The sequence below is a fragment of the Tolumonas auensis DSM 9187 genome (genome assembly GCF_000023065.1).
Taxonomy (GTDB): Bacteria; Pseudomonadota; Gammaproteobacteria; order Enterobacterales; family Aeromonadaceae; genus Tolumonas; species Tolumonas auensis.
The window spans coordinates 2690945-2715609 of sequence record NC_012691.1; the positions used below are offsets into that span (position 1 = coordinate 2690945).

Consider the following 24665-nt stretch of genomic DNA (forward strand, 5'->3'; position numbering starts at 1 on the left):
CGCCGAACCCATGACTGTCTCCCCCTCTCTCAAGAAAAAACTCCTGGTCGCTGCCGCTGCAGCGGTTGTTGTCGCGCTGGCCTGGTGGGGCTGGACGAAGTTTGCCGATACCGGCCCCGGCGAAGGATTCGTCAACGGCAATGGCCGCATCGAAGCCACGGAGATCGACATCGCCACCAAGCTGCCCGGACGTATCGAAGACATTCTGGTCCGTGAAGGCGATTTCGTCTCAGCGGGCCAGCCACTGGCCAGGATGCAACTGGAAACGCTTGAGGCGCAGCGCGACGAAGCTTTCGCCATGCGTGAACAGGCCGAGCACTCGGTGACCGCAGCACAGGCCCAGGTGGCGCTGCGTGAAGCCGACGTGGTTGCGGCGCAGGCACTCGTCGGCCAGCGCGAGTCGGAGCTCGATGCCGCGCAACGGCGACTGAAACGTTCGCAGACATTATCCCAAGAAGGCGCCGCCTCGATACAAGAGTTGGACGATGACCGGGCGCGCGTGCGGGGCGCACAGGCGACGCTCGCGGCCAGCAAAGCACAGACCGCCGCTGCCCGCGCCGCGGTCGAGGCCGCCAAGGCGCAGCTCGTAGGCGCGAGGTCCAGCGTGTCCGCTGCCACGGCCAGCATCAACCGCATCGAAGCCGACATACGCGACAGCGAACTGCGCTCGCCGCGTGACGGTCGGGTGCAGGTGCGGGTGGCGCAACCCGGCGAGGTGCTGGGATCGGGCGGACGCGTCCTGAACCTGATCGACCTGTCGGACGTCTACATCACCTTCTTCCTGCCCGAGACCGTGGCCGGCCGCGTCGCGCTGGGTTCCGAGGTCCGCATCATTCTGGATGCCGCGCCGGAGTATGTGATACCAGCCACTGTTTCCTTCGTCGCCAGCGCGGCGCAGTTCACCCCCAAAACGGTCGAAACCGCCAGCGAGCGGCAGAAGCTGATGTTCCGCGTGCGCGCGCAGATTTCGCAGGAGCTGCTGCGTGAACACCTGCAGCAGGTCAAGACCGGTTTGCCCGGCGTGGCCTGGGTCAAGCTCGACGCCAATGCCGAGTGGCCTCAAAACCTGTCCCTTCGCGTGCCGGAGTAAGGTATGAGCCACAGTGCGAGTGTGCAGCCCACGACCGTTGCAAGCGTCCGTCAGGTGCGCTTGCGCTACGGCGACGTCATTGCCCTGGATGGCATCGACCTGGACATTCCCGCCGGGCGGATGGTCGGCCTGATCGGCCCCGACGGCGTGGGCAAATCCAGTCTGCTCTCATTGCTGGCGGGTGTGCGCATCATCCAGGAGGGCACGGTCGAGGTGCTGGGTGGCGACATGGCCAGCAAGGCCCATCGCAATAAAGTGTGCCCGCGCATCGCCTACATGCCGCAGGGACTGGGCAAAAACCTGTATCCGACGCTCTCGGTCGAGGAGAATCTGCAATTCTTCGCGCGCCTGTTCGGTCATGGCGCCGCAGAGCGCCGCCAGCGGATCGATGAGCTCACCCAGGCCACTGGCCTGTTCAAATTCCTGGAGCGCCCGGCAGGCAAGCTGTCCGGGGGCATGAAGCAAAAACTCGGCCTGTGCTGCGCGCTGATTCATGACCCGGATTTTCTGATTCTCGATGAGCCGACGACTGGCGTGGACCCGCTGGCGCGCGCGCAGTTCTGGGATCTGATTGACCGTATCCGCGCCGATCGCCCCGGCATGAGCGTGATTGTGGCCACGGCCTACATGGATGAGGCCCAGCGCTTCGACTGGCTGGCCGCCATCGACGACGGCAAGGTCCTCGCCACCGGCACGCCGAAGGAATTGCTGGCAAGAACAGGCAGCCCGAACCTGGAAGAGGCATTCATCCGCCTGCTCCCGGAAGAGAAAAAGCGCGGACACCAAGCGGTAGTCATTCCCCCCTTGTCGGATGGCGGCGCGGACGATATCGCCATCGAGGCCGAGGGGCTGACCATGCGCTTTGGCGACTTCGTTGCCGTCGATAGCGTGTCCTTCCGTATCCGGCGCGGTGAAATCTTCGGCTTCCTCGGCTCCAATGGTTGCGGCAAGTCCACGACCATGAAGATGCTCACCGGCCTGCTGCCGGCGAGCGAGGGCCGGGCCTGGCTGTTCGGCCACGAAGTCGATCCGCATGACCTGGACACCCGCCGCCGTGTCGGCTACATGTCGCAGGCGTTCTCGCTCTACAGTGAACTCACGGTACGCCAGAATCTGGAGTTGCACGCCAAGCTGTTCAGTGTGTCCCCGAACGATATTCCGGGCCGCGTGGACGAGATGGTGGAGCGCTTTGGGCTGGCGGACGTCATCGACAGCCTGCCGGCCAGTCTGCCGCTGGGCATACGCCAGCGCCTGTCGCTGGCCGTTGCCATGGTGCACAAGCCCGAGCTGCTGATTCTGGACGAACCGACTTCGGGCGTCGACCCGGTGGCGCGCGATGCGTTCTGGCGACTGCTCATCGAGCTGTCGCGGCGTGACCGGGTGACGGTCTTCATTTCCACCCACTTCATGAACGAGGCAGAGCGCTGCGACCGCATGTCGATGATGCATGCGGGCAAGGTGCTCGACAGCGACGTGCCCGCCAGACTGGTCGAGAAGCGCGGCGCCAAAACCCTTGAAGAGGCCTTCATCGGCTACCTCGTCGAAGCCGAGGGCGGCACGGCGGCGCCGGCCAGCCAGCCCGGGGCCGCCGATCACGAGGAGCAACCATCGGCGGCGCCCGCTGAACACGGCGGGCACGGCTCTGGCGGTTTCAGTCTGCAGCGAATGTTCAGCTATCTGTGGCGCGAGACGCTGGAATTGCAGCGGGACCCGGTACGCGCCACGCTGGCGCTGGGCGGTTCGCTGCTGCTGATGTTCGTGATCGGCTTCGGCATCACCATGGACGTCGAGGACCTGAGCTATGCGGTACTCGATCGCGACCAGACCACGCTCAGCCAGAGCTACACGCTGAACCTGGCCGGCTCGCGCTACTTCACCGAGCACGCGCCGATCATAGACTACGACGATCTCGACCGGCGGATGCGTAGCGGCGAACTGTCGCTGGCCATTGAGATCCCCCCTGGCTTCAGCCGCGACGTGTTGCGGGGCCAGAACGTGCAGATCGGCGCCTGGCTCGACGGCGCCATGCCGCAACGCGCGGAAACCGTGCAGGGCTACGTTCAAGGCATGCACCAGCACTGGCTACTCGTACAGGCCAGCGAGCGTGGCGGCGCCAGCGCAGCCGGCAATGCCAGCGTCGAGACGCGCTTTCGCTACAACCCCGATGTCAAGAGCCTGCCGGCCATGGTGCCGGCGGTGATTCCGCTGTTGCTGCTCATGCTGCCTGCGATGCTGACCGCGCTCGCGGTGGTGCGCGAGAAGGAGACGGGCTCGATCACCAATCTCTACGTGACGCCGGTCACGCGCATCGAGTTCCTGCTTGGCAAGCAACTGCCCTATGTCGGTCTGGCCATGGTGAACTTCCTGCTGATGAGCCTGCTCGCGGTCACCGTCTTCGGTGTGCCGGTCACGGGCAGCTTCTTCACCCTGTCGCTGGCCGCGCTGATCTTCTCCTTCGCCGCGACAGGCATGGGGCTGCTGGCCTCGGCCGTCACGCGCAGCCAGATCGCCGCCATGTTCTTTGCCATGATCGGCACCATCATTCCGGCCACCCAGTTCGCCGGCCTGATCGATCCCGTGTCCTCGCTTGAAGGCTCCAGCAAGTTCATCGGCGAGATCTACCCCGCCACGCACATGATCTCCATCAGCCGTGGCGTGTTCAGCAAAGCGCTCGGCCTGGCCGATCTGGCGGGGCCGTTGTGGTCGATGCTGCTGTCGGTTCCGGTGATTCTCGGTGCGGCCGTTTTGCTACTCAAGAAGCAGGAGCGCTGAGATGAGCGGAAGAAACGTTGCCAACATCTACGACCTCGGTGTCAAGGAGCTGTGGAGCCTTTGGCGTGATCCGATGATGCTCGTACTCATCGTCTATGTGTTCACCGCGTCGGTCTACACCTCGGCCACGTCCATGCCGGAGACGCTGCACAACGCGCCCATCGCCATCGTCGACGAGGATAATTCGGCGCTGTCCCAGCGGATTGCCTCGGCCTTCTACCCGCCGCAGTTCACGCCACCGGCCATGATCGACTATGGGGACGTGGACCCGGGCATGGATGCGGGGCTGTACACCTTCGCCCTGGTCATTCCGCCCAACTTCCAGCGTGACGTGCTGGCGGGGCGATCGCCCGCCGCGCAGCTCAATGTCGACGCCACCCGCATGAGCCAGGCCTTCACCGGCAGTGGCTATATCCAGCAGATCTTCACCGGTGAAGTCAATGAGTTCGTCAAGCGTTACCGCGGCACCGACGCGCCACCCGTGGATCTGGCATTGCGCGCCCGCTTCAACCCCGCGCTCGACAAGGCCTGGTTCGGCTCGGTGGTGCAGATCATCAACCACATCACGCTGTTGTCCATCATCCTGACCGGCGCGGCGCTGATCCGGGAGCGCGAGCACGGCACCATCGAGCACCTGCTGGTGATGCCGGTCACGCCCGCGCAGATCATGCTCTCCAAGGTCTGGTCGATGGCCCTGGTCGTGCTGATCGCCTCCTTCCTGTCCCTCAATCTCATGGTGCGCGGCGTCCTGGGCGTTCCCGTCGAGGGTTCCATTGCGCTGTTCTTCGCTGGCGCGGCGCTCAGTCTGTTCGCCACCACCTCGATGGGCATCTTCATCGCCACCCTGGCGCGCAACATGCCCCAATTCGGCATGTTGATGATGCTCACCATCATGCCGCTGCAGATGCTTTCGGGTGGGTCTACCCCGCGCGAGAGCATGCCCGAGATCGTGCAGAACATCATGCTGATCGCACCCACCACCCATTTCGTGGAGCTGAGCCAGGCCATCCTCTACCGGGGCGCTGGCCTGGAGACGGTATGGCAGCCCTTCCTGGCGCTGGCCCTGATCGGCACGGTGCTGTTTTTCCTGTCGTTAGCACGCTTTCGCAAAACGATCGGCCAGATGGCCTGATCGTTTGACCGCCCGAGTGGGCACTCAACCCAGTAAGGAGTTTGACCATGAGCAATGAAACCATCCCTCTCAACCTGTTCAAGGCGAACCTGGAACTGCAGTTGCGCCTCCAGCGCCTGGTGCAGGAAAACGGCCAGCAATGGTTGGAGAACGCCACGCGCGCGGGCAAAGACGGCATTGCCGAGTCCGGCGCGGAAATCGAAAGCCTGCTCAAGGCCCAGAACTGGCAGGAACTGGCCACGCTGCCCGCACAAGCGTTCTGGCGCCAGTTTCAGCACCACGTGGGCGGCGCGCAGGCGCTGACACAAGTCGCGATCAAAAACCAGACAAGCTTCACCCAAGGCCTGCAAAAAGCCATTCAAGACTGGCAGAAATCGGTCACGCAGGCCGTAGGCCAGGGCGATGCGGTACTCCCGTTCCAGGATATGTTCAAACAGTGGGGGGCCGTGTGGGCCTCGGCCCAGGACAAGGAGGCACCGGGCAAGACCGGTGGCCGCGATGCCGGCTGAACAACGCACCGCCCTGGTCACGGGCGGCAACGGTGGCCTGGGCGCGGCCATCGCCCGAGCCTTGCACGATGCTGGGCATACCGTGCTCGTCATCCACTCGCCAGGCAATTCCAGCATCGGCGCGTGGTTGGAAGCCCAGGCGGGCGAAGGTTACAGCTTCATCGCCTACGGCGCGGATGTGGCCGACCATGCCTCCTGCCAGGAGCTGGCCGGCCTCATTCAAGCAGACGGTCACCACATCGACATTCTGGTCAACAACGCGGGCATCACGCGTGATGCTACGTTCCGCAAGCTGAGCTACGCCGATTGGGATGCGGTCCTGCGCGTCAATCTCGACTCCGTTTTCAACGTCACCCGGCCATTCATCGACGGCATGCTCGAAAAGGGCTGGGGCAGGATCGTCAACATCTCCTCCATCAACGGCTCCAAGGGGCAGTTCGGCCAGACCAATTACTCCGCCGCAAAAGCCGGCATGCATGGCTTCACCAAAGCCCTTGCGCAGGAGGTGGCGCGCAAGGGTGTGACGGTCAACACCGTCTCGCCGGGGTATCTGGATACGAAGATGGTGACGAGCATGTCGGAGGAAGTGGTCAAGCAGGTGATTGCCGGTATTCCCGTGGGTCGTCTGGGACGGCCTGAGGAAATCGCCGCACTGGTTGCATTCATCGCCAGCGAGTCTGCGGGGTTCATGACCGGCAGCAACGTGTCGATGAATGGTGGCCAGCACATGTACTGAGTGAGGAAGGGCCGGCAAGACGATGTGCCTGCGGCCCCTTTCCATTCAATTTTTCAGTTTCATCATAGAGGGAGTGCCCATCGCCATGAATCGAGACACCACGACATCACCAACGGCCGATTGGGGGCAGTTGCTGTGGGACCCGTTGCGACTATCGGCGATGGCAAGCGAGTATGCAGTGGATGCCTGGCAGCGGTCCATTCTGTATGCCGACGTTCGCCGCCAACGCGGCAACCAGTACCAGGAGCATTTGCAGGAGCAGACGCCGAACGTACTCGACTTCGCCTCTGAGGTCATCATGTCCGGGCTGGACCTTCCGCAGCCGGTCAACTATGGCCTCGTACGTATCCTGCCGCCAGCCGACACGCCGAGCGATCCCCACAAGCGACCGTTCGTGGTGGTCGATCCACGCGCGGGCCACGGCCCAGGCATCGGCGGCTTCAAACCCGATAGCGAGGTCGGCGCGGCCCTCAAGGCTGGCCATCCCTGCTACTTCGTAGGCTTTCTGCCCGATCCCGTTCCCGGCCAGACCGTCGAAGACGTCATGCGCGCCGAAGCGGCCTTCGTGCGCAAGGTCGGCGAGCTGCACCCCGACAGCCGCGGCAAGCCTGCGGTCATCGGCAATTGCCAGGCAGGCTGGCAGATCCTGATGGCAGCCGCCGTCTGGCCCGAACTGTTCGGACCGATCATCGTGGCCGGTGCGCCGCTGTCGTACTGGGCGGGCGACATGCCGATGCGCTACGCGGGCGGTCTGACCGGCGGTAGCTGGTTGACGGCATTGACCAGCGATCTGGGCGCCGGCCGCTTCGACGGCGCCTGGCTGGTACAGAACTTCGAGAACCTGGACCCGGCCAATACGCTGTGGAGCAAACAGTACAACTTGTACGCCAAGGTCGACACGGAGGGCCCCCGCCACCTGCAGTTCGAGAAGTATTGGGGCGGCCACGTCTTCCTGAATGACGTGGAAATGCAGTACATCGTCGATAACCTGTTCATCGGCAACAAACTGAGTACGGCGCAGCTGGTGACGTCTGATGGCGTGCGCATCGACCTGCGCAATATTCGCTCGCCGATCGTGGTGTTCTGCTCCTATGGGGACAACATCACGCCACCGCCCCAGGCCCTGGGCTGGATCACCGATCTGTACCGCAACGATCTGGACGTGATGGGGCATGACCAGACCATCGTCTACGCCACCCATGACAGCATCGGGCATCTGGGTATCTTCGTCTCCGGCAGCGTCGGGCGTAAAGAGCACCAAGAGTTCGCCGCCAACATCGACGCCATCGACGTGCTGCCGGCCGGTATCCACCGCATGCTGGTCGATGAAAATCCAGACGGGTCGCAGGAAGGCGAGCCGACCGGGAACGCCTACCTGACTCGGATCCAGCGCAGCAACATCGATGAAGTCCGTGAGATCGTCCGTCCCGACCCTGAGAACGATCGCCGGTTCGCCGCCGTTGCGCGGATCTCCGAGGTCAACCTGGCTTGCTACCGCAGCTTCGTGCAGCCATGGATGCGTGCCCTGGTCACGGACCAGGGTGCGAAGTGGCTGGAGCCGCTGCATCCGCTGCGCATGGGCTATGAATTGTGGTCTGACAGGCATCCGCTCGCCGCCGCAGTACATGAGGCTGCGCAACACGTGCGCGACCATCGTCAGCCCGTCTCCGAGGCCAACCCTTTCCTGCAACTGCAGGCGCAGTTTTCCACCGCCGTCGAACAGATGCTGGATCAATTCCGTGATTGCCGCGACCAGATCTACGCACAGGCGTTTGACACGCTGTACAGCCTGCCGCTGGTGCAGGCCATGACTGGACAGAGCCTGCACGACGATGCACCGCCGCGACCCCATCCCAGCGAGACGCCCGAGCATCGCCAGTATCTGGCGCAAGAGTTGACACGGCTCGAAGCGGATATTCACAGCGGCGGGCTCGCCGAAGCCGTCATACGGGCACTGTTCTTCGTGCTTGCGGCGCGTGGCGAGGCCGACGGGCGGCACTTCCGGCACGCAGAGCAACTGGTGCGTCCCCGCCTGGGCAGCGACTTCGACATGCAGGTCTTTCGCCACCTCGTTCGTCGGCAGGCTTTGCTCATGAGGCTCGACGAGGACGCCACGGTGTCCGCCATCCCCGGATTGCTCAACGGCATAGCGCCTGATGACATCCGCCAGGTGGCGGGAATGATCGTGCAAGTGATTGGCAGCGGCGGTGTGCTGTCCGCACAAGAACAAACCAGGCTGGAACAGGTTTCTACCTTGTTCGAGCAGGCCGAGCGCCAAGCGCAGGCGGCTTCGGCGCCCGCCGTGATAAGTCCCGCCACTGATACCTCCGCTACGGTCGTGGACGCGAAGTCGACAACCGCCATGCCACGCTCTGCCAGTGGCACATCCGCTGCGGTCGAGGATGCGAATGCGGCGCCAGCCATGCCGAGCTCCGCCAGTGACACCTCCGCTCCGGCCATAAACACGACCTCCAAGACATCCTCTCCAAAGCCTAAGGCGCCTCAGAAGAAAACTGCTACGCAGAAAACTGTGTCCAAGACGCCAGCCGCCCCGCGGACAAGTCAAACACGGCGAGGGAAAGGCAAATGACGACGTCCTCCGCACCGGTCGATGGCGCCGCCGACGCATTGCAGGTTCTGCGCAACCGCACCTTCGACGAGATCGCCATCGGCGACAGCGCCAGCCTCGAACGCGCGTTTTCGCCGCAAGACATCCACATGTTCGCGCTGCAATCGGGCGATGTGGATCCGGAATCTTCGGTGTCTTCGCCCTCGCGGGACACCACGGAGGCCATTTGTGCAAACGTCCTGATCTCGGCTGTGCTGGGAACACGCCTGCCGGGGCCTGGAACCCAATATGTCAGCCAGAACCTGCGCTTGCTCGGAGCCGTTCGGCCCGGCGACAGGCTGACCGTGCAGATGCAGGTGAGCAGCAAAGACACGGCCACCCATCACGTCACGCTGGACTGCACCTGCACCAGCCAGGAGGGGGTGGCGGTTTTCCAGGGCCAGGTAGAGGTCGTAGCGCCCACTGAGCGCATTGAAAGAACGCGCACGGCGTTGCCGGAAATCCATCCGGATGCGCAGGGCCGCACAGGCCTGCAGCACCTGCTGGCGCATGTCGCGCACTTGCAACCGATTCGGGTAGCCGTCGCCCACCCCTGCGATGTCCCCAGCCTGTCCGCTGCGCTCGAAGCGCGCCACGCGGGGTTGATCGAGCCGGTGCTGGTCGGGCCACGAGGGCGGCTCGAAGCAGTCGCCACCGAGGCCGGGCTGGATCTGGCCGACGTCGCCATTGTGGACGTCCCGCACAGCCACGCCGCTGCGCAGCAAGCCGTCGCCTTGGCAGCCGCAGGTGAAGTCGAAGCCCTGATGAAAGGGAGCCTGCACACCGACGAACTGATGTCCGCGCTGGTTTCGGCAGCAGCGGGGTTGCGCACCAAGCGCCGGGTCAGCCATTGCTTCCTGTTGCAGACACCGGCCTATCCGCGCCCGTTCATCGTCACCGATGCAGCGATCAATATCGCCCCGACTCTGGAACAGAAGGCAGACATCATCCGCAACGCCATCGAGCTGGCGCAGGTGATCGGCGTGCGCGAACCCAAGGTCGCAATCCTGGCCGCAGTCGAGACGGTCAGCCCGACGATGACGGCCACGCTCGACGCGGCGGCGCTGTGCAAGATGGCCGATCGCGGCCAGATCACTGGCGGCCTGCTCGACGGGCCGTTGGCCTTCGACAACGCGATCTCCATCGCCGCTGCGCGCACCAAGGGGATCGTCTCCGAGGTCGCCGGGCAGGCCGACATCCTTGTCGTGCCTGACCTGGAGAGCGGCAACATGCTTGCCAAGCAGTTGATATTCCTGGGCGGCGCAGCCAGCGCCGGAATCGTCCTCGGAGCGAAAGTGCCGGTCATTCTGACCAGCCGCGCCGACTCGCGCGATACACGCATCGCCTCATGCGCGATTGCACTGATGCTGGCGCACCACTATCGGCTGTCACCCCCGTGAATCGACTTATCAGCAACGTATCCACCCCATTGGAGGAAACACTATGAAGTACTCATTTTCTGGCCGCGTAGCCCTGGTCACCGGTGCAGGATCCGGCATTGGCGAGGCCATCGCGCGACTTCTTGCGAGCAACGGCTTGAGTGTCGTCGTCTCGGATGTCAGCGCCGACAATGCGCAGCGCGTCGCCAAGCTCATCAGCGCCGATGGCGGCCAAGCCGTGGCCAATGTGGCCGACGTGGCACGCATCAATGACGTTGAGGCTGCTGTGGCCTGCGCAGTCGATATGTTCGGCGGCCTTCATTTTGCGGTCAACAACGCCGGTATCAGTGGCGACCAGAGCCCAGTGGGGGAACTGGATCCTGCCGCCTGGAGCCGGGTAATCGATATCAACCTGAACGGAGTGTTCTATGGCCTGCGCCATCAGATTCCCGCCATCCTGCGTTCGGGTGGCGGCGCCATCGTCAACGTCTCTTCGATCCTGGGGGTGGTCGGCGATGCAGGAAACCCAGCGTACGTCGCAGCCAAGCACGCTGTTACCGGGCTGACCCGCTCGGCAGCGCTGGCCTATGCGGCCAAGGGAGTCCGGATCAACTCGATCCATCCCGGTTACGTGCGGACGCCCATCCTGGATTTCCTCGACGAATCGGCCCTTCAGGAGGCTGTTGGCCTGCATCCGATCGGCCGTCTGGGCACCCCGGACGAAATCGCCCATGCCGTGACGTTTTTGCTATCGGAAGGAAGCAGCTTCTTTGCGGGCACCCAGCTCATCGCCGACGGCGGCTATACGGCACGCTGAATCTGACGACGATGAGCGTGCAGGCATATCCGAACACCGTGGCGACGTCACCGGGACCGGGCAAAAAGAGGACGACATGATGGATGCGACCACGGCCCGCTCCGGACGCCCCGGGCACGGACTGATCCTTGTACTGAACTGCGGTTCATCCAGCATCAAGTTTGCGGTATTCGACCCTTCGGCCACGCCACTGCCTCGCCAGGCGTTGTGGAATGGCAAAGTGCTGGGAATCGGCGGCGCCGATCCGGATTTCGAAGAGACCGGGGTTGCGCCGTTCCCGATCAAACTGGACACGGCACATCCCTATCGTGCCGCGCTGCGCATCATCCGCGATCGCGTCAGTCAGCGGCTCGACGGCCGCCGGATAGGTGCGGTCGCTCATCGGATCGTCCACGGTGGCAGCAGGTATTTCGAGCCAGTGCGGGTGGACGCCCAGGTGCTCACCGATCTGCAGGGATACATCCCGCTGGCGCCACTGCACCAGCCGTTCGCGCTGGAGGCCATCGATATCCTGCTGCGCGAACAGCCGGAGCTGCCTCAGGTGGCCTGCTTCGACACCGGCTTCCATCACACCATCCCCAAGCTCGAGCAGCTCCTGCCGTTGCCCTACGCCGCATGGGAGCGCGGTCTGCGCCGGTACGGATTTCACGGCCTGTCGTATGAGTACATGGCTGAGGCTTTGCCCGAACGCCATGGCGACGCGGCGCGCAGGCGCACCATCGTTGCCCACCTGGGCAGTGGCGCCAGCCTGTGTGCCATGCAAGGACTCAAAAGCGTGGCCACCACCATGGGTTTCTCCGCGCTTGACGGGCTGATGATGGGCACCCGCACCGGTGCGCTCGATCCAGGCGCCGTGCTCTACCTGATGGAGATCGAGAAGCTTTCACTGGAACAAGTGGGGCGTGTCCTCTATCACGAGTCCGGTCTGCTCGGCGTTTCGGGAATCTCGGCCGAGCCGCGCGTCATTGTCCGGCACGAGAACGATGAAGGTGAAACGGGTGAGCGAGCGCGCTTGGCGCTGGACCTCTACGTGCGTCGCATCGTGCGCGAGATCGGTGCCTTGGTTGCTGTTCTGGGCGGTCTGGACATGCTGGTATTCACGGCAGGTGTCGGTGAACACAATGCGTTCATTCGCGAGCGCATCGGTGCGGCACTGGGTTTTCTGAACATTGCCCTGGATACCGACGCCAATGCCAGCCACGCGGCGACGATTTCCAGCGACCACAGCCAGGTCATCGTGACGATCGAACCCACCAATGAAGAGTGGATCGCCGCCAGCCATGCGCTGTCCTGCCTGGACAGGGAGAAGGTGCGATGAAGATCGATGCCTTCCATGGATTCACGCTCGCCATTCTGCTGTTGTTTGTGGGCAAGGGCTTGGTAGCGCGTTCGGGCATCTTGCGTCGATACAGCATCCCGGAATCCTTGGTGGGCGGCTTGGCTTGCGCCTTGGTTGTCTTCGTCCTGTACTACGGGATGGGGGTCACGGTCAGTTTCGATCTGGAAGCGCGCGATGCGCTGCTGCTGTACTTCTTTGCCGCCATTGGACTGAGTACCGACGCCCGCACACTGCGCCATGGTGGACGGCCTTTGCTGATCCTGTCGGGGTTGGCCATCGGGTTCATGGTGCTGCAGAACCTCGTCGGGATGGAGACGGCCCGCGCATTCGGCCTGGATCCGCGCGCCGGTCTCATGGTCGGTTCGATTTCCCTGACCGGAGGGGTGGGCACCACCTTGGCCTGGTCCGATTACTTCGTTCAAAACCTCGGCATTGCGCAAGCGCAGGAACTGGGGTTGGCGGCGAACATGATCGGCCTGATCGCGGCCTGCACCATCGGCGGCCCGATCGCAGGTCTGCTCATGCGCAGGCATCGACTTCGAGCCTCCGGAGACAGCGCCCTGGAAATTGGCACGCTGCACAGCGATGAGCAGCATGCCCGCCTGGACTACTACGGCGTGCTGCTGGCATTGCTCTGGCTCAACTTAGCCTTGATGTTGGGCTCAGGAATCAATGCCTTGGTCGCGCTTACCCCTGTCACGCTGCCCGCCTTTGTGGGCTGCCTGCTGGCCGGAATTCTCCTGCGCATGGTGGCCGACTGGATGAGGCCGAGTGGGCGCGGGCGTTTATGGAACTGGCCAAGCATGCAGCCAGGCATCGCCCTGGTCTCCGACATGTCATTGGGCCTGTTTCTGACCATGGCGCTGATGGGGCTCAGGCTCTGGGAACTGCAGCCTGTGCTTGCCTTCATCACGGTGGCGATGCTGGTGCAGATCATCTTGGTCATCGCGTTCGTTTTTCTGATCGTTTTTCGGGCAATGGGCAAGGATTACCAGGCTGCAGTGATGTGTGCCGGTTTCGGCGGAATCGCGCTGGGCTCTACCGCCACCGCCATCGCCAACATGACGGCGGTCACTCGGGAGCATGGCGCTGCGCGCGAGGCGTTCATTGTGGTGCCCCTGGTGTGCGGGTTCGTCATCGACATTGCGAACGCACTGGTGATCAGCCTGATGGCCGGTTAAGACGAAAGAATTAACGGAATGCGCCGGCAGGCGGAGACATCTCTAGCACGCTGGCACGGTGTCATCGCAAAAGCGCTGGTGACATGAGTGCCGGTGTGCATGAACACAAGCGAGCACAACTACCCCCGTGTTCAAACGAGGGCGCTCCATCTATTTGAATAGCAATTGAGGTAATGCGTTTTGACAAAAAACAAGAAAGGTAATACTTCATCGACAATCGTTCCGGCACTGGATATGCAAGCGCATATGGCTTGGGCCCAGGCTTGGTCCTCAATTTCACCTGAATCGTCGCTGTTGGCTTGGACGGACTGGGCAAGCCATTTAGCGAACAGCCCCGGAAAGCAATCGGAGCTTTTGTCTTTTGCAGGCTCCTTGTCTGAGCAATGGATGTCTCTGCTGAAAAAGAGCTTGGTCAGTCCGGACCAGGAAGTTGCATCTCCTGAACCGTCACCTACCAATGACCGTCGTTTCAACGATCCGGCATGGGATCAATGGCCCTACAACCTTTTCCGCAGTTCCTTTCTTATTCAATCCAAATGGTGGGAGCAAGCCACGCAAGGTGTATGGGGTGTTGATCCACAACACGAACGCCTATTGGCGTTTGGCGCAAAGCAATGGCTGGAAATGGTATCGCCGACCAATTCTGCGCTTTTTAACCCCGTTGTCCTGAAAAAAACGATAGAAGAACAAGGCGCCAACCTGGCGCGTGGCATGTCCAACTTTCTCGATGACCTGCGCCGACAACTATCCGGTGAGCCTCCTGCGGGAACCGAGAACTTCGTCGTTGGGCGCGACGTGGCGGTGACGGAAGGAAAAGTCGTACTGAGGAATCAATTAATCGAGTTGATTCAATACACGCCCACTACCGAGAAAGTCCATCCTGAGCCGATACTGATCATTCCTGCCTGGATCATGAAGTACTACGTACTCGATCTATCTCCCCATAACTCGCTGATACGGTATCTCGTTGCACAAGGCCATACGGTTTTTTGCATCTCCTGGAGAAATCCGGATGCTGAGGATCGAGATTTGGGCATGGATGAGTATCTTGAGTTCGGCTTGCGTGCGGCGCTGGACGCCGTGACATCCATCGTCCCCGAGCAGGGAATCCACGCGGCTGGTTATTGCCTGGGCGGAACGCTACTGGCCATTGGTGCTTCAGCCATGGCGCGTGATGGCGATACGCGGCTGGTGTCGGTAAGCCTGCTTGCCGCACAGACGGACTTCAGCGAACCGGGCGAGCTGAGTCTTTTCATCAACGAGAGTCAAGTGGCGCTGTTGGAAGCCAGCATGGCTCAAACCGGTTATTTGACCTCCGACCAGATGAGCGGAGCTTTTCAGCTACTGCGCTCCTACGATCTCATATGGTCTCGCATGATTGACGAATACCTATTGGGCGATCGCCGGCCAATGACCGACCTGATGGCTTGGAATGCCGATGGGACTCGCCTGCCGGCGAAGATGCATTCGCAGTATCTCCGGCGCCTTTACCTGAATAATGATCTCAGCGCAGGGCGCTATCCCGTCCTGGGTCGTCCGGTTTCAGTGGGAAACATCACCGTACCGATGTTTTGCGTCGGCACTGCCTCCGATCATATTGCGCCGTGGCGCTCCGTTTACAAGCTGCATCTCCTGTCTTCAGCCGAACTGACTTTTGTATTGACCACCGGAGGGCACAACGGCGGCATCGTGAGCGAGCCTGGCCGAGGCAAGCGCCAGTATCAAATCCATACGCGCGCCGTGAATGAGGGGTACATGGCGCCGGACGAGTGGCAAGCCACTGCACAGACGCATCTAGATTCGTGGTGGCCGGCATGGTCAGCATGGCTTCGAGAGCGCTCTGGTGAAGGTGTTGCGCCTCCGCTCATGGGGGCCGAATCCCGTGGATATCCCACTATTTGCGACGCCCCGGGGAAATATGTACGCAGCTGAATACGCGCATACCGCGTCCGCTATTGCGACACGCTATGCGCAATATCTATTCGACACCCCACCTACTTTGATAACTGGAGACATTCATGTACTCAAGACTGCTGGTTCCGCTCGACGGAAGTTCTACCGCCAATTTGGCCCTCCACCACGCCGCGGTGCTGGCACGCCTAAGCGGTGCAACCATCATCTTGCTGCACATTATCGAGGAAATGAAGCACAGCAACGGCTTCGAGAGGCCGAGAATTTACCTTGAAGAAGTAAGGCCAGGCTTCCTGGCGGCCGGGCAGAAGCTGCTGGACGAGGCGGCGCTCTGGCTGAGACAGGAAGGCTTGACGGTAGAGACCGTCCTTCTGGAGAGCAAGGGCGAGCGCGTCTCGGTACTTATCGCGCAGCAGGCACTGGCTACCGGATGCGAGCTGGTGGTGCTGGGCACCCACGGACGTCGGGGCGTGGACAGGCTGCTGCTGGGAAGCGATGCCGAGCAGCTCGCTCGGATCGCACCGGTTCCCGTGATGCTGGTACGCCAGCCCCATTCTGTCATTGCTACTGCAACCCCTGGGCAGGGTGGCACGCCAGCGTGACGAAGGTTCAGTCCACCGACCAAACTGAATGGAGGCTGAAAGTCGCAGCCCCCTTGCTGCTGCTGTTGCTGAGCGCCTCCGCACAGGCCCAGTCCTGCCACCAGGACAACCCGCTGCGCTCAACGGGAACGCTCAATCTGCGGATCGACAACGACATGTTCGGCGGCATGGGACAGGATCAAGGGTACTCCAACGGGTTTCTCGCCAGTTGGGTTTCCCCCAACCTCGTGGACTATAGCGATGACCCTTGTCTACCGCGTCTCGTCCGTGGGCTGAATCGCTTTCTCACGATGCTCCAACCCCAAGGCTTCGACGAACAGAACATGACCATCGGCTTCGGGCAGATGATGTACACCCCGAACGACAAAACGCGCAGCGATCTCATCAAGGATGATCGTCCTTTCGCGGGCGCCTTGATGTTGAGCCTTGGCTATAACGCGAGGCGGGGCGATACGCTGCGCACTTCGCAACTCCGCGTGGGGGTGGTGGGGCCCTCCTCCCAGGCCAGGCAAGTCCAGAACTGGTGGCATGACACCGTCGGAGTGGACAGATTCAATGGCTGGAGACATCAACTGCGCGACGAACCCGTGCTGCAGTTGCTCCACGAACGCCGAACACGAGTCATCAGGCAAGAAAACGTCAGCGGTTGGGGTTGGGATCTGACCCGCCACTGGGGCGGCAGCTTGGGCAATTTCGCCACCTACGCGAATGTCGGCGGAGAACTGCGCTATGGCCTACGCCTGCCGGACGACTTAGGCACCGCACCGCTGCGCCCGGCTGGAGAAAACACCTCGCCCGTGCGTAAGACCGCTGGCAGCAACTGGAACGGGCACCTGTTCGTGGCACTCGACGGTCGCTGGGTTTTGCACGACATCACGTTGGACGGCAATACGTTCAAGTCCAGTCATAGTGTTGATAAACGGCCATTCGTGGCCGATGTGGGCTATGGCATCGCGATGACTCAGGGCAACTGGCGCATCGCGATAGCCCGCTACCACCGCACCCGCGAATTTCGTGGACAAAAGGAAATCCCGGTCTACGGAACGATCACCGTAGGACGGCGATTCTGATGCAGATCGATTCCTTGAACGCCATGCAAGCCACTCTGTTGCTGTTCATGACAAGAGCCTGGTTGCTTGTGGAGCTACCACGTCGACGCAGTACTGCCAATGCCGTCGTCATTAGCCAGTTGGCAAGGTGAACACAGCGAGCTGAACGATAAGGCACCCGCGCTCGATAAGAGACCAAGGACAACAAATAAGGAGATAAATGGATGCAACGACTCACCCTGGCCCTACCCGGCAATGAAGATCTGGCCCGCGGCATCGCGCAGGCATGCGGCAGCGAAGCCGGCCGCATCGAAACGCGCCGATTCCCCGATGGCGAGAGCTATGTCCGGTTGCATGGCGAACCTGCCGATCGGATCGTGGATGTGATTTGCACGCTGGCCCATCCTGATCCGCAGTTCCTGCTTCTGGCTTTTGCCGCTGACGCGGCGCGCGAACTTGGCGCGCAAGAGGTGAACCTGATCGCACCGTATCTGGCCTACATGCGCCAGGACAAGCGATTCCATGACGGAGAAAGCGTGACGTCGCGGTCCTTCGCACGTCTGGTCTCATCGACCTTCGACAAGCTGCTCACGGTGGATCCGCATCTGCACCGCTATCCGACACTATCAGCGGTCTACACGATCCCCACCATCACCTTGCATGCCGCACCACTGCTGGCCGACTGGATCGCGAATCATGTCGAAGAACCTTTGATCGTGGGCCCCGACGAGGAAAGCGAGCAGTGGGCCGGCGCCATCGCGTCCCGCATCGGCGTACCGCACGCTGTGCTTCGCAAGACACGCCATGGCGATCGCAGCGTGGACATCGATGTTCCCGACCTGTCGATCTGGCGCGGCAGAACGCCGGTGCTTGTGGACGACATCGCATCATCAGGCCGCACGCTCGCCGTCGCGGCGCGCAAGCTCGCCGAGCAAGGAATGCGCAAGCCGGAGTGCGTAGTGGTGCATGCCCTGTTCGCCGAGGATGCCTGGGCCCAATTGACACCGTTGTTTGCCCGAATTACGTCCACCGACGCAGTACCGCATCCGAGCAACCGGATTGGTCTCGCTTCGCTGATTGCCGACGCTCTCTCTAGCGGGAAAACCGATCCGCGAGGCTGATCTTTTTATCGATCCAACTATTTTCAAGGAGACCTGAAATGTCCTCTCAAGCTAACCTCGCAACCGATTGGCGTGCTGGTTACGGGCCCATCGCGCACAGGTCTGAAACCATCGAACGTATGCAGGCCCTAGTGCAACGTCTGGTCGCGCAAAGGCGTATAGCAGACGAAGCCTCGGCCCATGCGCTGCTGGCTGCAGCCGACCGGGTGGCCTGCACGGCCATGAGCGTAGTGGCGCATATGACCTATGCCCGGCGCATCGACCGAAGCGGCTGCCCACTGGGCTCCGATGATTTCAAACAAACGCCCGAAGGCCACACCGGCGGCTCGCTCAACATGGTGCCAGCCTTCGTGGGTTATCTGTTGGCCAACGCGCTGACCGGGACGACACGCGGCTGGCTCATGGGGCAGGGGCACTGCGTGGCCGCGATCGAGGCGGTGAACGCACTGACCGGCGATGTATCCGCCGCCCAGCGTGGACGCTACGACCGCAGCGAGGCGGGCCTGTCGCGTTTGATCGGGGACTTCTACTCCTATGCCATCGATAAGCAGGGTCGGCCCGCGGTACCGCTGGGTAGCCATGCCGGGCCGAACACGGCCGGCGCGATCTCCGAAGGCGGCTATCTGGGGTTCGCCGGGCTGCAGTATGTGCACACGCCGTTGCCGGGAGAAAGCCTGGTGGCATTCCTCAGTGATGGCGCTTTCGAGGAACAACGTGGCTCGGACTGGGCGCCGCGCTGGTGGCGCGCCGAGGACTGCGGCTTCGCCATCCCGGTCATGATTCTCAACGGACGGCGCATCGAGCAGCGCACCCAGATCGTGCAGGAAGGTGGCGCTACCTGGCTGGCCGAGGACCTGCGCCACAACGGCTTCGATCCGGTCATCGTTGATGGACGTGATCCGATGGCGATCGCATGGGCCATTGTTGAAGCCGAAGACACGCTGAGCGCCTTCGCCGCACGCTCGGATCGGCGCTATCCGGTCAAGCTGCCCTACGTGATCGCCGAGACGGAGAAAGGTTTTGGCTTCCCGGGCGCGGCGACCAATGCCGCCCACAACCTGCCGCTGAACGGCAATCCGCGCGAGGATGCGCAGGCACGCGAGGCCTTCAACGCAGGGGCTGCGGCGCTGTTCGTGCCCGAGAGCGAACTGGAAAACGCGCTCACCGTCCTTGCGAATCACGGCCAGAGCCAGCGCTCGCGCGAAAGCGAGCACCCCATGGCCCTACGCCATCCAGCGAGCCCTCATCTGCCGATGCCGGCCTGGGCGCCAACTGAGGTATCGGGCAGCGCCATGTCCGCACTGGACCGTTGGTTCGTGGAGCTAGTGCAGGCAAATCCACAGTTGCGCATCCGGATCGGCAATCCCGATGAACTGGCCAGCAACAAGATGGGGACCACGCTAGCGCTGCTCAAGCACCGCGTCAACGTGCCCGAACCCGGCGTCCCGGAATCGACGGATGGCTCGGTGGTCACCGCACTCAATGAAGAAGCCGTTGCGGCCGCCGCCCTCGCCAACAAAGGGGGGCTGAACCTGATCGTCAGCTACGAGGCATTCGCGGTCAAGATGCTTGGATTGATGCGCCAGGAGATCATCTTCGCGCGTCGGCAGAAGGAGCTGGGCCAGCCGCCAGGCTGGATCTCCGTCCCGCTGATCGTCACATCCCACACCTGGGAGAACAGCAAGAACGAGCAGTCACACCAGGACCCGACCATTGGCGAAGCATTGCTGGGGGAGATGTCGGACACCGCACGCGTGTTGTTCCCGGTGGATGCCAACACGGCGTCCGCCGCGCTGCGAGCGGTCTACGCCAGCCGGGGCCAAGTGGCCTGTGTGGTGGTCTCCAAGCGCGACACGCCGAATCACTTCAACGCCGCCGCCGCTCAATCGCTGGTTGAGCACGGAGCAGCCCATGTAGCCGGCGATCCGGCTACAGCACAACTGCAGTTCGTGGTGATTGGCGCCTACCAGTTGGAGGAAGCGTTCAAAGCCCACGCCCGCCTGGAGCGCCATGGACTTGCGTCGTGCGTCACTGTAGTGATCGAACCCGGCCGCCTGCGCATTCCGCGAGATGACCTTGAGGCCACCTTCGTGGTCGGTGACGAAGCCCTGCAAGCACTCTTCCCGCCTCACTTGCCTCGCGTGTTAATAAGCCATACCCGCCCAGAGCCGATGCTGGGTGTGCTGCGCCGCATTGACAGCGGCACCTCGAAGACGCGGGCTTTGGGCTACATCAACCGCGGCGGCACGCTCGATGTGGCTGGAATGTTGATCGCCAACCGCTGCACCTGGGTGGACGCCATCTATGCCGCTGCGCAAGTGACCGGCCGGAACAGTTCGCAGGTTGCTGCGGCCGCGACCGACGAGCGAATTTCAAGTGGTTCTGACGCGGTCCGCGGCGACCGCGCCGGTTCCTGATTTCACAACCCACAAACAAGAGGGGAGACAAATACATGCTCTCATTGACCAGCCTGGGCGGTGCCGGCACCGTCACCGGCTCCAAACACCTTATCACCCATGGCAATACCCGCATCTTGATCGACTGCGGACTGTTCCAGGGATTGAAAAACCTGCGCGAACTTAACTGGCAGCGCCTGGCAGTTGAGCCCAAGGACATCGATGCGGTCGTATTAACGCATGCGCACCTGGATCATTGTGGGTATCTGCCCCGATTGGTGCTGGACGGGTTCCGCGGGAAGATTTTCTCGACCTCAGCCACGCGAGATGTCGCCGAACTCATCCTACTCGACAGCGCCTGGTTGCAGGAGAAGGACGCCGATTTCGCCAATCGAAAAGGATTTTCCAAACACAAGCCAGCCCTTCCGCTGTATCGGGTTCGGGATGCAGAACGTACGCTCCTGCAGTTCAAACCGGTGCCGCTGCATCAAGAGACTGAATTGCCGGGCAATGCCCGTCTACTGCTGCGCAGCGCCGGTCACATTCTTGGGGCGGCGACGGCTCAGATCGACATTGGCGGCAAGCGTTTGGTGTTCTCCGGCGACTTGGGACGCTTTGACGACATGGTCATGCCTGATCCTGAACCAGTCACGGCAGCGGACTACATCATCATCGAGTCCACCTATGGCAATCGTCGTCATGACCGTTCCGATGCCGTCGAAGCGCTGGGCGACATCATCGAGCGCACGACTCGCCGCGGAGGCACCGTAGTGATTCCCGCTTTTGCCGTTGGACGCGCGCAGTCGTTGATCTATGACCTATGGCTGTTGCGACAGCGCGGTCGGCTCCGCACCGTGCCCGTCTATCTGGACAGTCCCATGGCCACCAGCGCAACTGCGCTGCTGCACCGCCATGCCGACGACCACAAGCTCGCACAACACGATTTCGAGGCGGCATTCTCAGAAGTCACATACATGCGCGACGTTGAAGAGTCCAAGGCGCTATCGGCGAATCGCTACCCCAAGGTGATTATTTCCGCCAGCGGCATGGCCACCGGTGGCCGCGTGCTGCATCACATAGAAGCGTTTGGCGGCAGTCATCAGAACACGCTGCTGTTCTCTGGATTCCAGGCAGCAGGTACGCGCGGACGCAAGCTGCTTGAGGGCGCTCGCGAAGTCAAAATTCATGGGCGCTGGATGCCGATCAAGGCGGAGGTCGCCGAGCTTGCGATGTTGTCGGCTCATGCCGACAGCGATGAACTGATGCGTTGGCTGGGCGGCTTTACCCGGGCGCCGGAAGGGGTGTTCATTGTTCATGGTGAATCCAATGCCTCCGAGGCGCTGCGCGAACGTATTCAGCGCGAACTCAAATGGCACGCATCGGTGCCCATGCAAAACCAGGAGTTCGCCCTGTGAGTGCCCGCATCACTCCCCAGACACCCGCCTTGCAAGCATTGCGCATGCGACTGCATGCCCAGCATCAACCCGTCGTCTTGATGCGTACCGATTGCCATGTCTGCCGTGCCGAAGGGCTGGCACCGCGGTCACAGGTACTGATCATTGCCGGCGACCGCACTGTGCAAGCGCTACTGTACCAAATCGACAGCGATCTGCTCAAAACCGGACAGATCGCTCTGTCCGAGGCCGCCTGGGATGCCCTGGACATTCATGAGGGCGATCTTGTGCAGGTTCGGCATCCTCCGCTGCTCGAATCGTTGTCGGCCGTGCGTGCGCGAATTCACGGCCACCGACTGCAAACGACGGAGTTGCAGGCGATCGTCCGTGATGTGGTCGATGGTCGCTATACCGATGTCGCACTTTCGGCCTTCCTGACCGCAACGGCGGTACTGCCTCTGGATATGCAAGAGACCATCCATCTCACCCGTGCGATGGTCGATGTCGGAGATCACCTGCAATGGCAGGCTCCGATTGTTGTGGACAAGCATTGCGTGGGCGGATTACCGGGAAATCGCACCACGCCGTTGGTGGTTGCCATCGCCGCAGCCAATGGATTGGTGATGCCCAAGACCTCATCACGCGCCATCACCTCTCCCGCTGGCACCGCGGACACCATGGAAACGCTGGCTCCTGTAGACCTGGACCTGGATACGCTCAGAAAGGTCGTGGAGAAAGAGGGTGGATGCGTGGCGTGGGGCGGCGCGATGCACCTCAGCCCCGCGGACGACATCTTCGTGCGTATTGAGCGTGAACTGGATATCGACACGCAAGGACAACTGATTGCCTCGGTGTTATCCAAGAAGATTGCAGCAGGGGCGACCCACATCGTGATCGATATTCCGGTTGGGCCAACCGCAAAAGTCCGCAGCCGGGAAACTGCCGAGCATCTTGCGCATCACCTTTCGGAAGTCGCCGCGTCATTTGGCCTTGTATTGCGTTGCCTGTTTACAGACGGGAATCAGCCTGTCGGCAGAGGTATCGGCCCGGCGTTGGAGGCGCGCGACGTGTTGGCCGTATTGCGCAACGAGGCGGATGCGCCGCAAGACCTATGTGACCGCGTGGCGTTGGTCGCGGGTGCGGTACTTGAGCTTGGCGGCGTCGCCAAAGAAGGGGATGGAATTCGATTGGCTCACGAGACGATCAGCAGTGGCCGCGCCTGGGAAAAATTTCAGAGGATCTGTGCCGCTCAGGGGGGATTTCGTGAGCCACCCCAAGCTCTTTACGTCGAACCGCTTTTGGCAACCACTACGGGACGAGCAGTACACATCGACAACCGGAAACTTTCCCGTTTAGCCAAATTGGCCGGAGCGCCAGAGAGTTCGGCCGCAGGGATTCAGTTGCAGGTTCGCCTAGGGGACGAGGTAACAAGCGGGCAACCATTGATGTTTTTGCATGCGCAAACGTCTGGAGAGATGGCCTATGCACTCGCATACGTACATGACATTGGTGACATTGTAAATATTGAACCGTAGCGCCGTAGATATACAGGGCTCTTGAATGCTCAGTCAAACACAGCCCGGCCTCTCGTTTGGAAAAGTTGAACGCCTACATCTCGTGCTCAAAGAGCATATGCAAAAAACATCGCCTAGAAGTTTTCAACCTGCATAGCGTGGAGCAAATAGAAGGAGGTCGTCAGCGTCTGAATAGGAACATTGCTCATGGAACTGCGACACCTGCGTTGCTTTATCGTTTTGGCCGAAGAGCTTCATTTCACACGGGCCGCTGAGCGCCTGCATATAGAGCAATCCCCCTTGTCTCGAACTATCAAAGAGCTTGAGGACGAGCTAGGGGTTGTGCTCTTCGATCGGAATCGCCGGGGCACAGCGCTGACCCCTGCTGGCGCCGCCTTCTTACAGGACATCCGCAGGCTGTTCACTGTCCTGGAGCAGGCACAGGAGAACGTTCGAGCGGTCGCAGCAGGCTTGCGAGGGAACCTGCGCATTGCCGTCTCCGATGGTGCGACCGACCCTCGGCTCTCGGCGTTTCTGGCCCGTTGCCGCGCCGAGGAGCCGGAGGTCGAGATACGTCTGTCCGAAGTGCCTTTGGCCGAGCAATTGCGCGGCTTACGATCAGGCGACTTCACGATCGGGTTCGCGCACACCGCCGACGTCGGTGATGGCATTGTTGCGGAACCGATCTGGCGAGACCCGCTGGTGCTTGCTGTGCCAGCCCGGCACGAGTTGCTCGCCCACAGGGAGGTTCCACTTCATGAACTCGGGAGCCACCCGCTCGTCTTGTGCGATCCACAGGTGTGCGAGGGGTACTGCCACCAACTGGCACAGCTCCTGCAGCCTCTGGAGCACAAGCCGAATGTCGTTGAGCACGCGTCCTCGCTGGACATGATGCTCACCCTTGTCGGTGCAGGCTACGGCGTCGGCTTCACAACGACGACCAGGATCGCTGGCTACCAGCGTCCGGATGTTGTGATCCGTCCCTTGGCGATGGAATCCGCAGTCATCACTACCTACTTGCTTTGGTCCGAAAACAGCAGTATGTCGGTTTCGCTGGAGCGATTCATCGCTCGCCTACGCGACCGTTTGGGCGACTGACGGCGCCATCCGCAGAC

Annotated in this window: 18 protein-coding genes; all 18 read left to right on the top strand. The window is 61.9% G+C overall.

The annotated features are described in order from the left end of the window. Positions 1 to 10 precede the first annotated feature (10 nt). The 18 genes from TOLA_RS12540 (at position 11) to TOLA_RS12625 (ending at position 24648) form a co-directional block, all read left to right on the top strand. Complete coding sequence (locus tag TOLA_RS12540; protein ID WP_015879514.1) at positions 11 to 1090, top strand: HlyD family secretion protein; 1080 nt, start codon at positions 11 to 13, stop codon at positions 1088 to 1090. Positions 1091 to 1093: 3 nt separating this feature from the next. After that, on the top strand, positions 1094 to 3862 hold the full coding sequence (gene rbbA, locus TOLA_RS12545; protein WP_015879515.1) for a ribosome-associated ATPase/putative transporter RbbA: 2769 nt from the start codon (positions 1094 to 1096) through the stop codon (positions 3860 to 3862). A 1-nt stretch (position 3863) separates the two neighbouring features. After that, positions 3864 to 4994 carry an ABC transporter permease gene (locus TOLA_RS12550; protein WP_003296525.1) on the top strand — a complete coding sequence of 377 codons (1131 nt, stop codon included), beginning with the start codon at positions 3864 to 3866 and terminating at the stop codon, positions 4992 to 4994. Between the two features lie 47 nt (positions 4995 to 5041). After that, complete coding sequence (locus TOLA_RS12555; RefSeq protein WP_015879516.1) at positions 5042 to 5503, top strand: phasin family protein; 462 nt, start codon at positions 5042 to 5044, stop codon at positions 5501 to 5503. Continuing rightward, positions 5493 to 6239 (top strand): acetoacetyl-CoA reductase, encoded by a 747-nt coding sequence (gene phbB / locus TOLA_RS12560; protein WP_015879517.1) that lies wholly within the window; start codon positions 5493 to 5495, stop codon positions 6237 to 6239. Before TOLA_RS12555 ends, phbB begins: the two co-directional genes overlap by 11 nt. Positions 6240 to 6324: 85 nt before the next feature. Continuing rightward, the gene (locus TOLA_RS12565) at positions 6325 to 8829 is read left to right on the top strand and encodes a DUF3141 domain-containing protein (RefSeq protein ID WP_015879518.1); all 2505 of its coding nucleotides are present in this window, start codon (positions 6325 to 6327) and stop codon (positions 8827 to 8829) included. Beyond that, a complete protein-coding gene (locus TOLA_RS12570; protein ID WP_015879519.1) occupies positions 8826 to 10247 on the top strand; it encodes a bifunctional enoyl-CoA hydratase/phosphate acetyltransferase in 1422 nt (473 codons plus the stop codon). Before TOLA_RS12565 ends, TOLA_RS12570 begins: the two co-directional genes overlap by 4 nt. Positions 10248 to 10290: 43 nt before the next feature. Continuing rightward, a complete protein-coding gene (locus TOLA_RS12575) occupies positions 10291 to 11043 on the top strand; it encodes an SDR family NAD(P)-dependent oxidoreductase (protein WP_015879520.1) in 753 nt (250 codons plus the stop codon). 76 nt (positions 11044 to 11119) lie between these two features. Next, entirely contained in the window at positions 11120 to 12361 is a 1242-nt protein-coding gene (locus tag TOLA_RS12580; protein ID WP_015879521.1) for an acetate/propionate family kinase, read from the top strand. Then, entirely contained in the window at positions 12358 to 13563 is a 1206-nt protein-coding gene (gene gltS / locus TOLA_RS12585; protein ID WP_015879522.1) for a sodium/glutamate symporter, read from the top strand. The genes TOLA_RS12580 and gltS overlap by 4 nt, the downstream gene beginning before the upstream one ends. Before the next feature lie 180 nt (positions 13564 to 13743). Next, the gene (locus TOLA_RS12590; RefSeq protein ID WP_015879523.1) at positions 13744 to 15495 is read left to right on the top strand and encodes a PHA/PHB synthase family protein; all 1752 of its coding nucleotides are present in this window, start codon (positions 13744 to 13746) and stop codon (positions 15493 to 15495) included. An 86-nt stretch (positions 15496 to 15581) separates the two neighbouring features. After that, a complete protein-coding gene (locus TOLA_RS12595; RefSeq protein ID WP_015879524.1) occupies positions 15582 to 16076 on the top strand; it encodes a universal stress protein in 495 nt (164 codons plus the stop codon). Beyond that, complete coding sequence (locus TOLA_RS12600; RefSeq protein WP_015879525.1) at positions 16073 to 17146, top strand: lipid A deacylase LpxR family protein; 1074 nt, start codon at positions 16073 to 16075, stop codon at positions 17144 to 17146. The genes TOLA_RS12595 and TOLA_RS12600 overlap by 4 nt, the downstream gene beginning before the upstream one ends. A 203-nt stretch (positions 17147 to 17349) precedes the next feature. Further along, positions 17350 to 18246 carry a ribose-phosphate pyrophosphokinase gene (locus TOLA_RS12605; protein ID WP_003050021.1) on the top strand — a complete coding sequence of 299 codons (897 nt, stop codon included), beginning with the start codon at positions 17350 to 17352 and terminating at the stop codon, positions 18244 to 18246. Positions 18247 to 18284: 38 nt separating this feature from the next. Further along, a complete protein-coding gene (locus TOLA_RS12610; protein WP_015879526.1) occupies positions 18285 to 20663 on the top strand; it encodes a phosphoketolase family protein in 2379 nt (792 codons plus the stop codon). A gap of 35 nt (positions 20664 to 20698) precedes the next feature. Further along, on the top strand, positions 20699 to 22057 hold the full coding sequence (locus TOLA_RS12615; protein WP_015879527.1) for an MBL fold metallo-hydrolase RNA specificity domain-containing protein: 1359 nt from the start codon (positions 20699 to 20701) through the stop codon (positions 22055 to 22057). After that, positions 22054 to 23571 (top strand): thymidine phosphorylase family protein, encoded by a 1518-nt coding sequence (locus TOLA_RS12620; protein WP_015879528.1) that lies wholly within the window; start codon positions 22054 to 22056, stop codon positions 23569 to 23571. The genes TOLA_RS12615 and TOLA_RS12620 overlap by 4 nt, the downstream gene beginning before the upstream one ends. Positions 23572 to 23757: 186 nt before the next feature. Beyond that, a complete protein-coding gene (locus TOLA_RS12625; protein ID WP_003296540.1) occupies positions 23758 to 24648 on the top strand; it encodes a LysR family transcriptional regulator in 891 nt (296 codons plus the stop codon). Positions 24649 to 24665 lie beyond the last annotated feature (17 nt).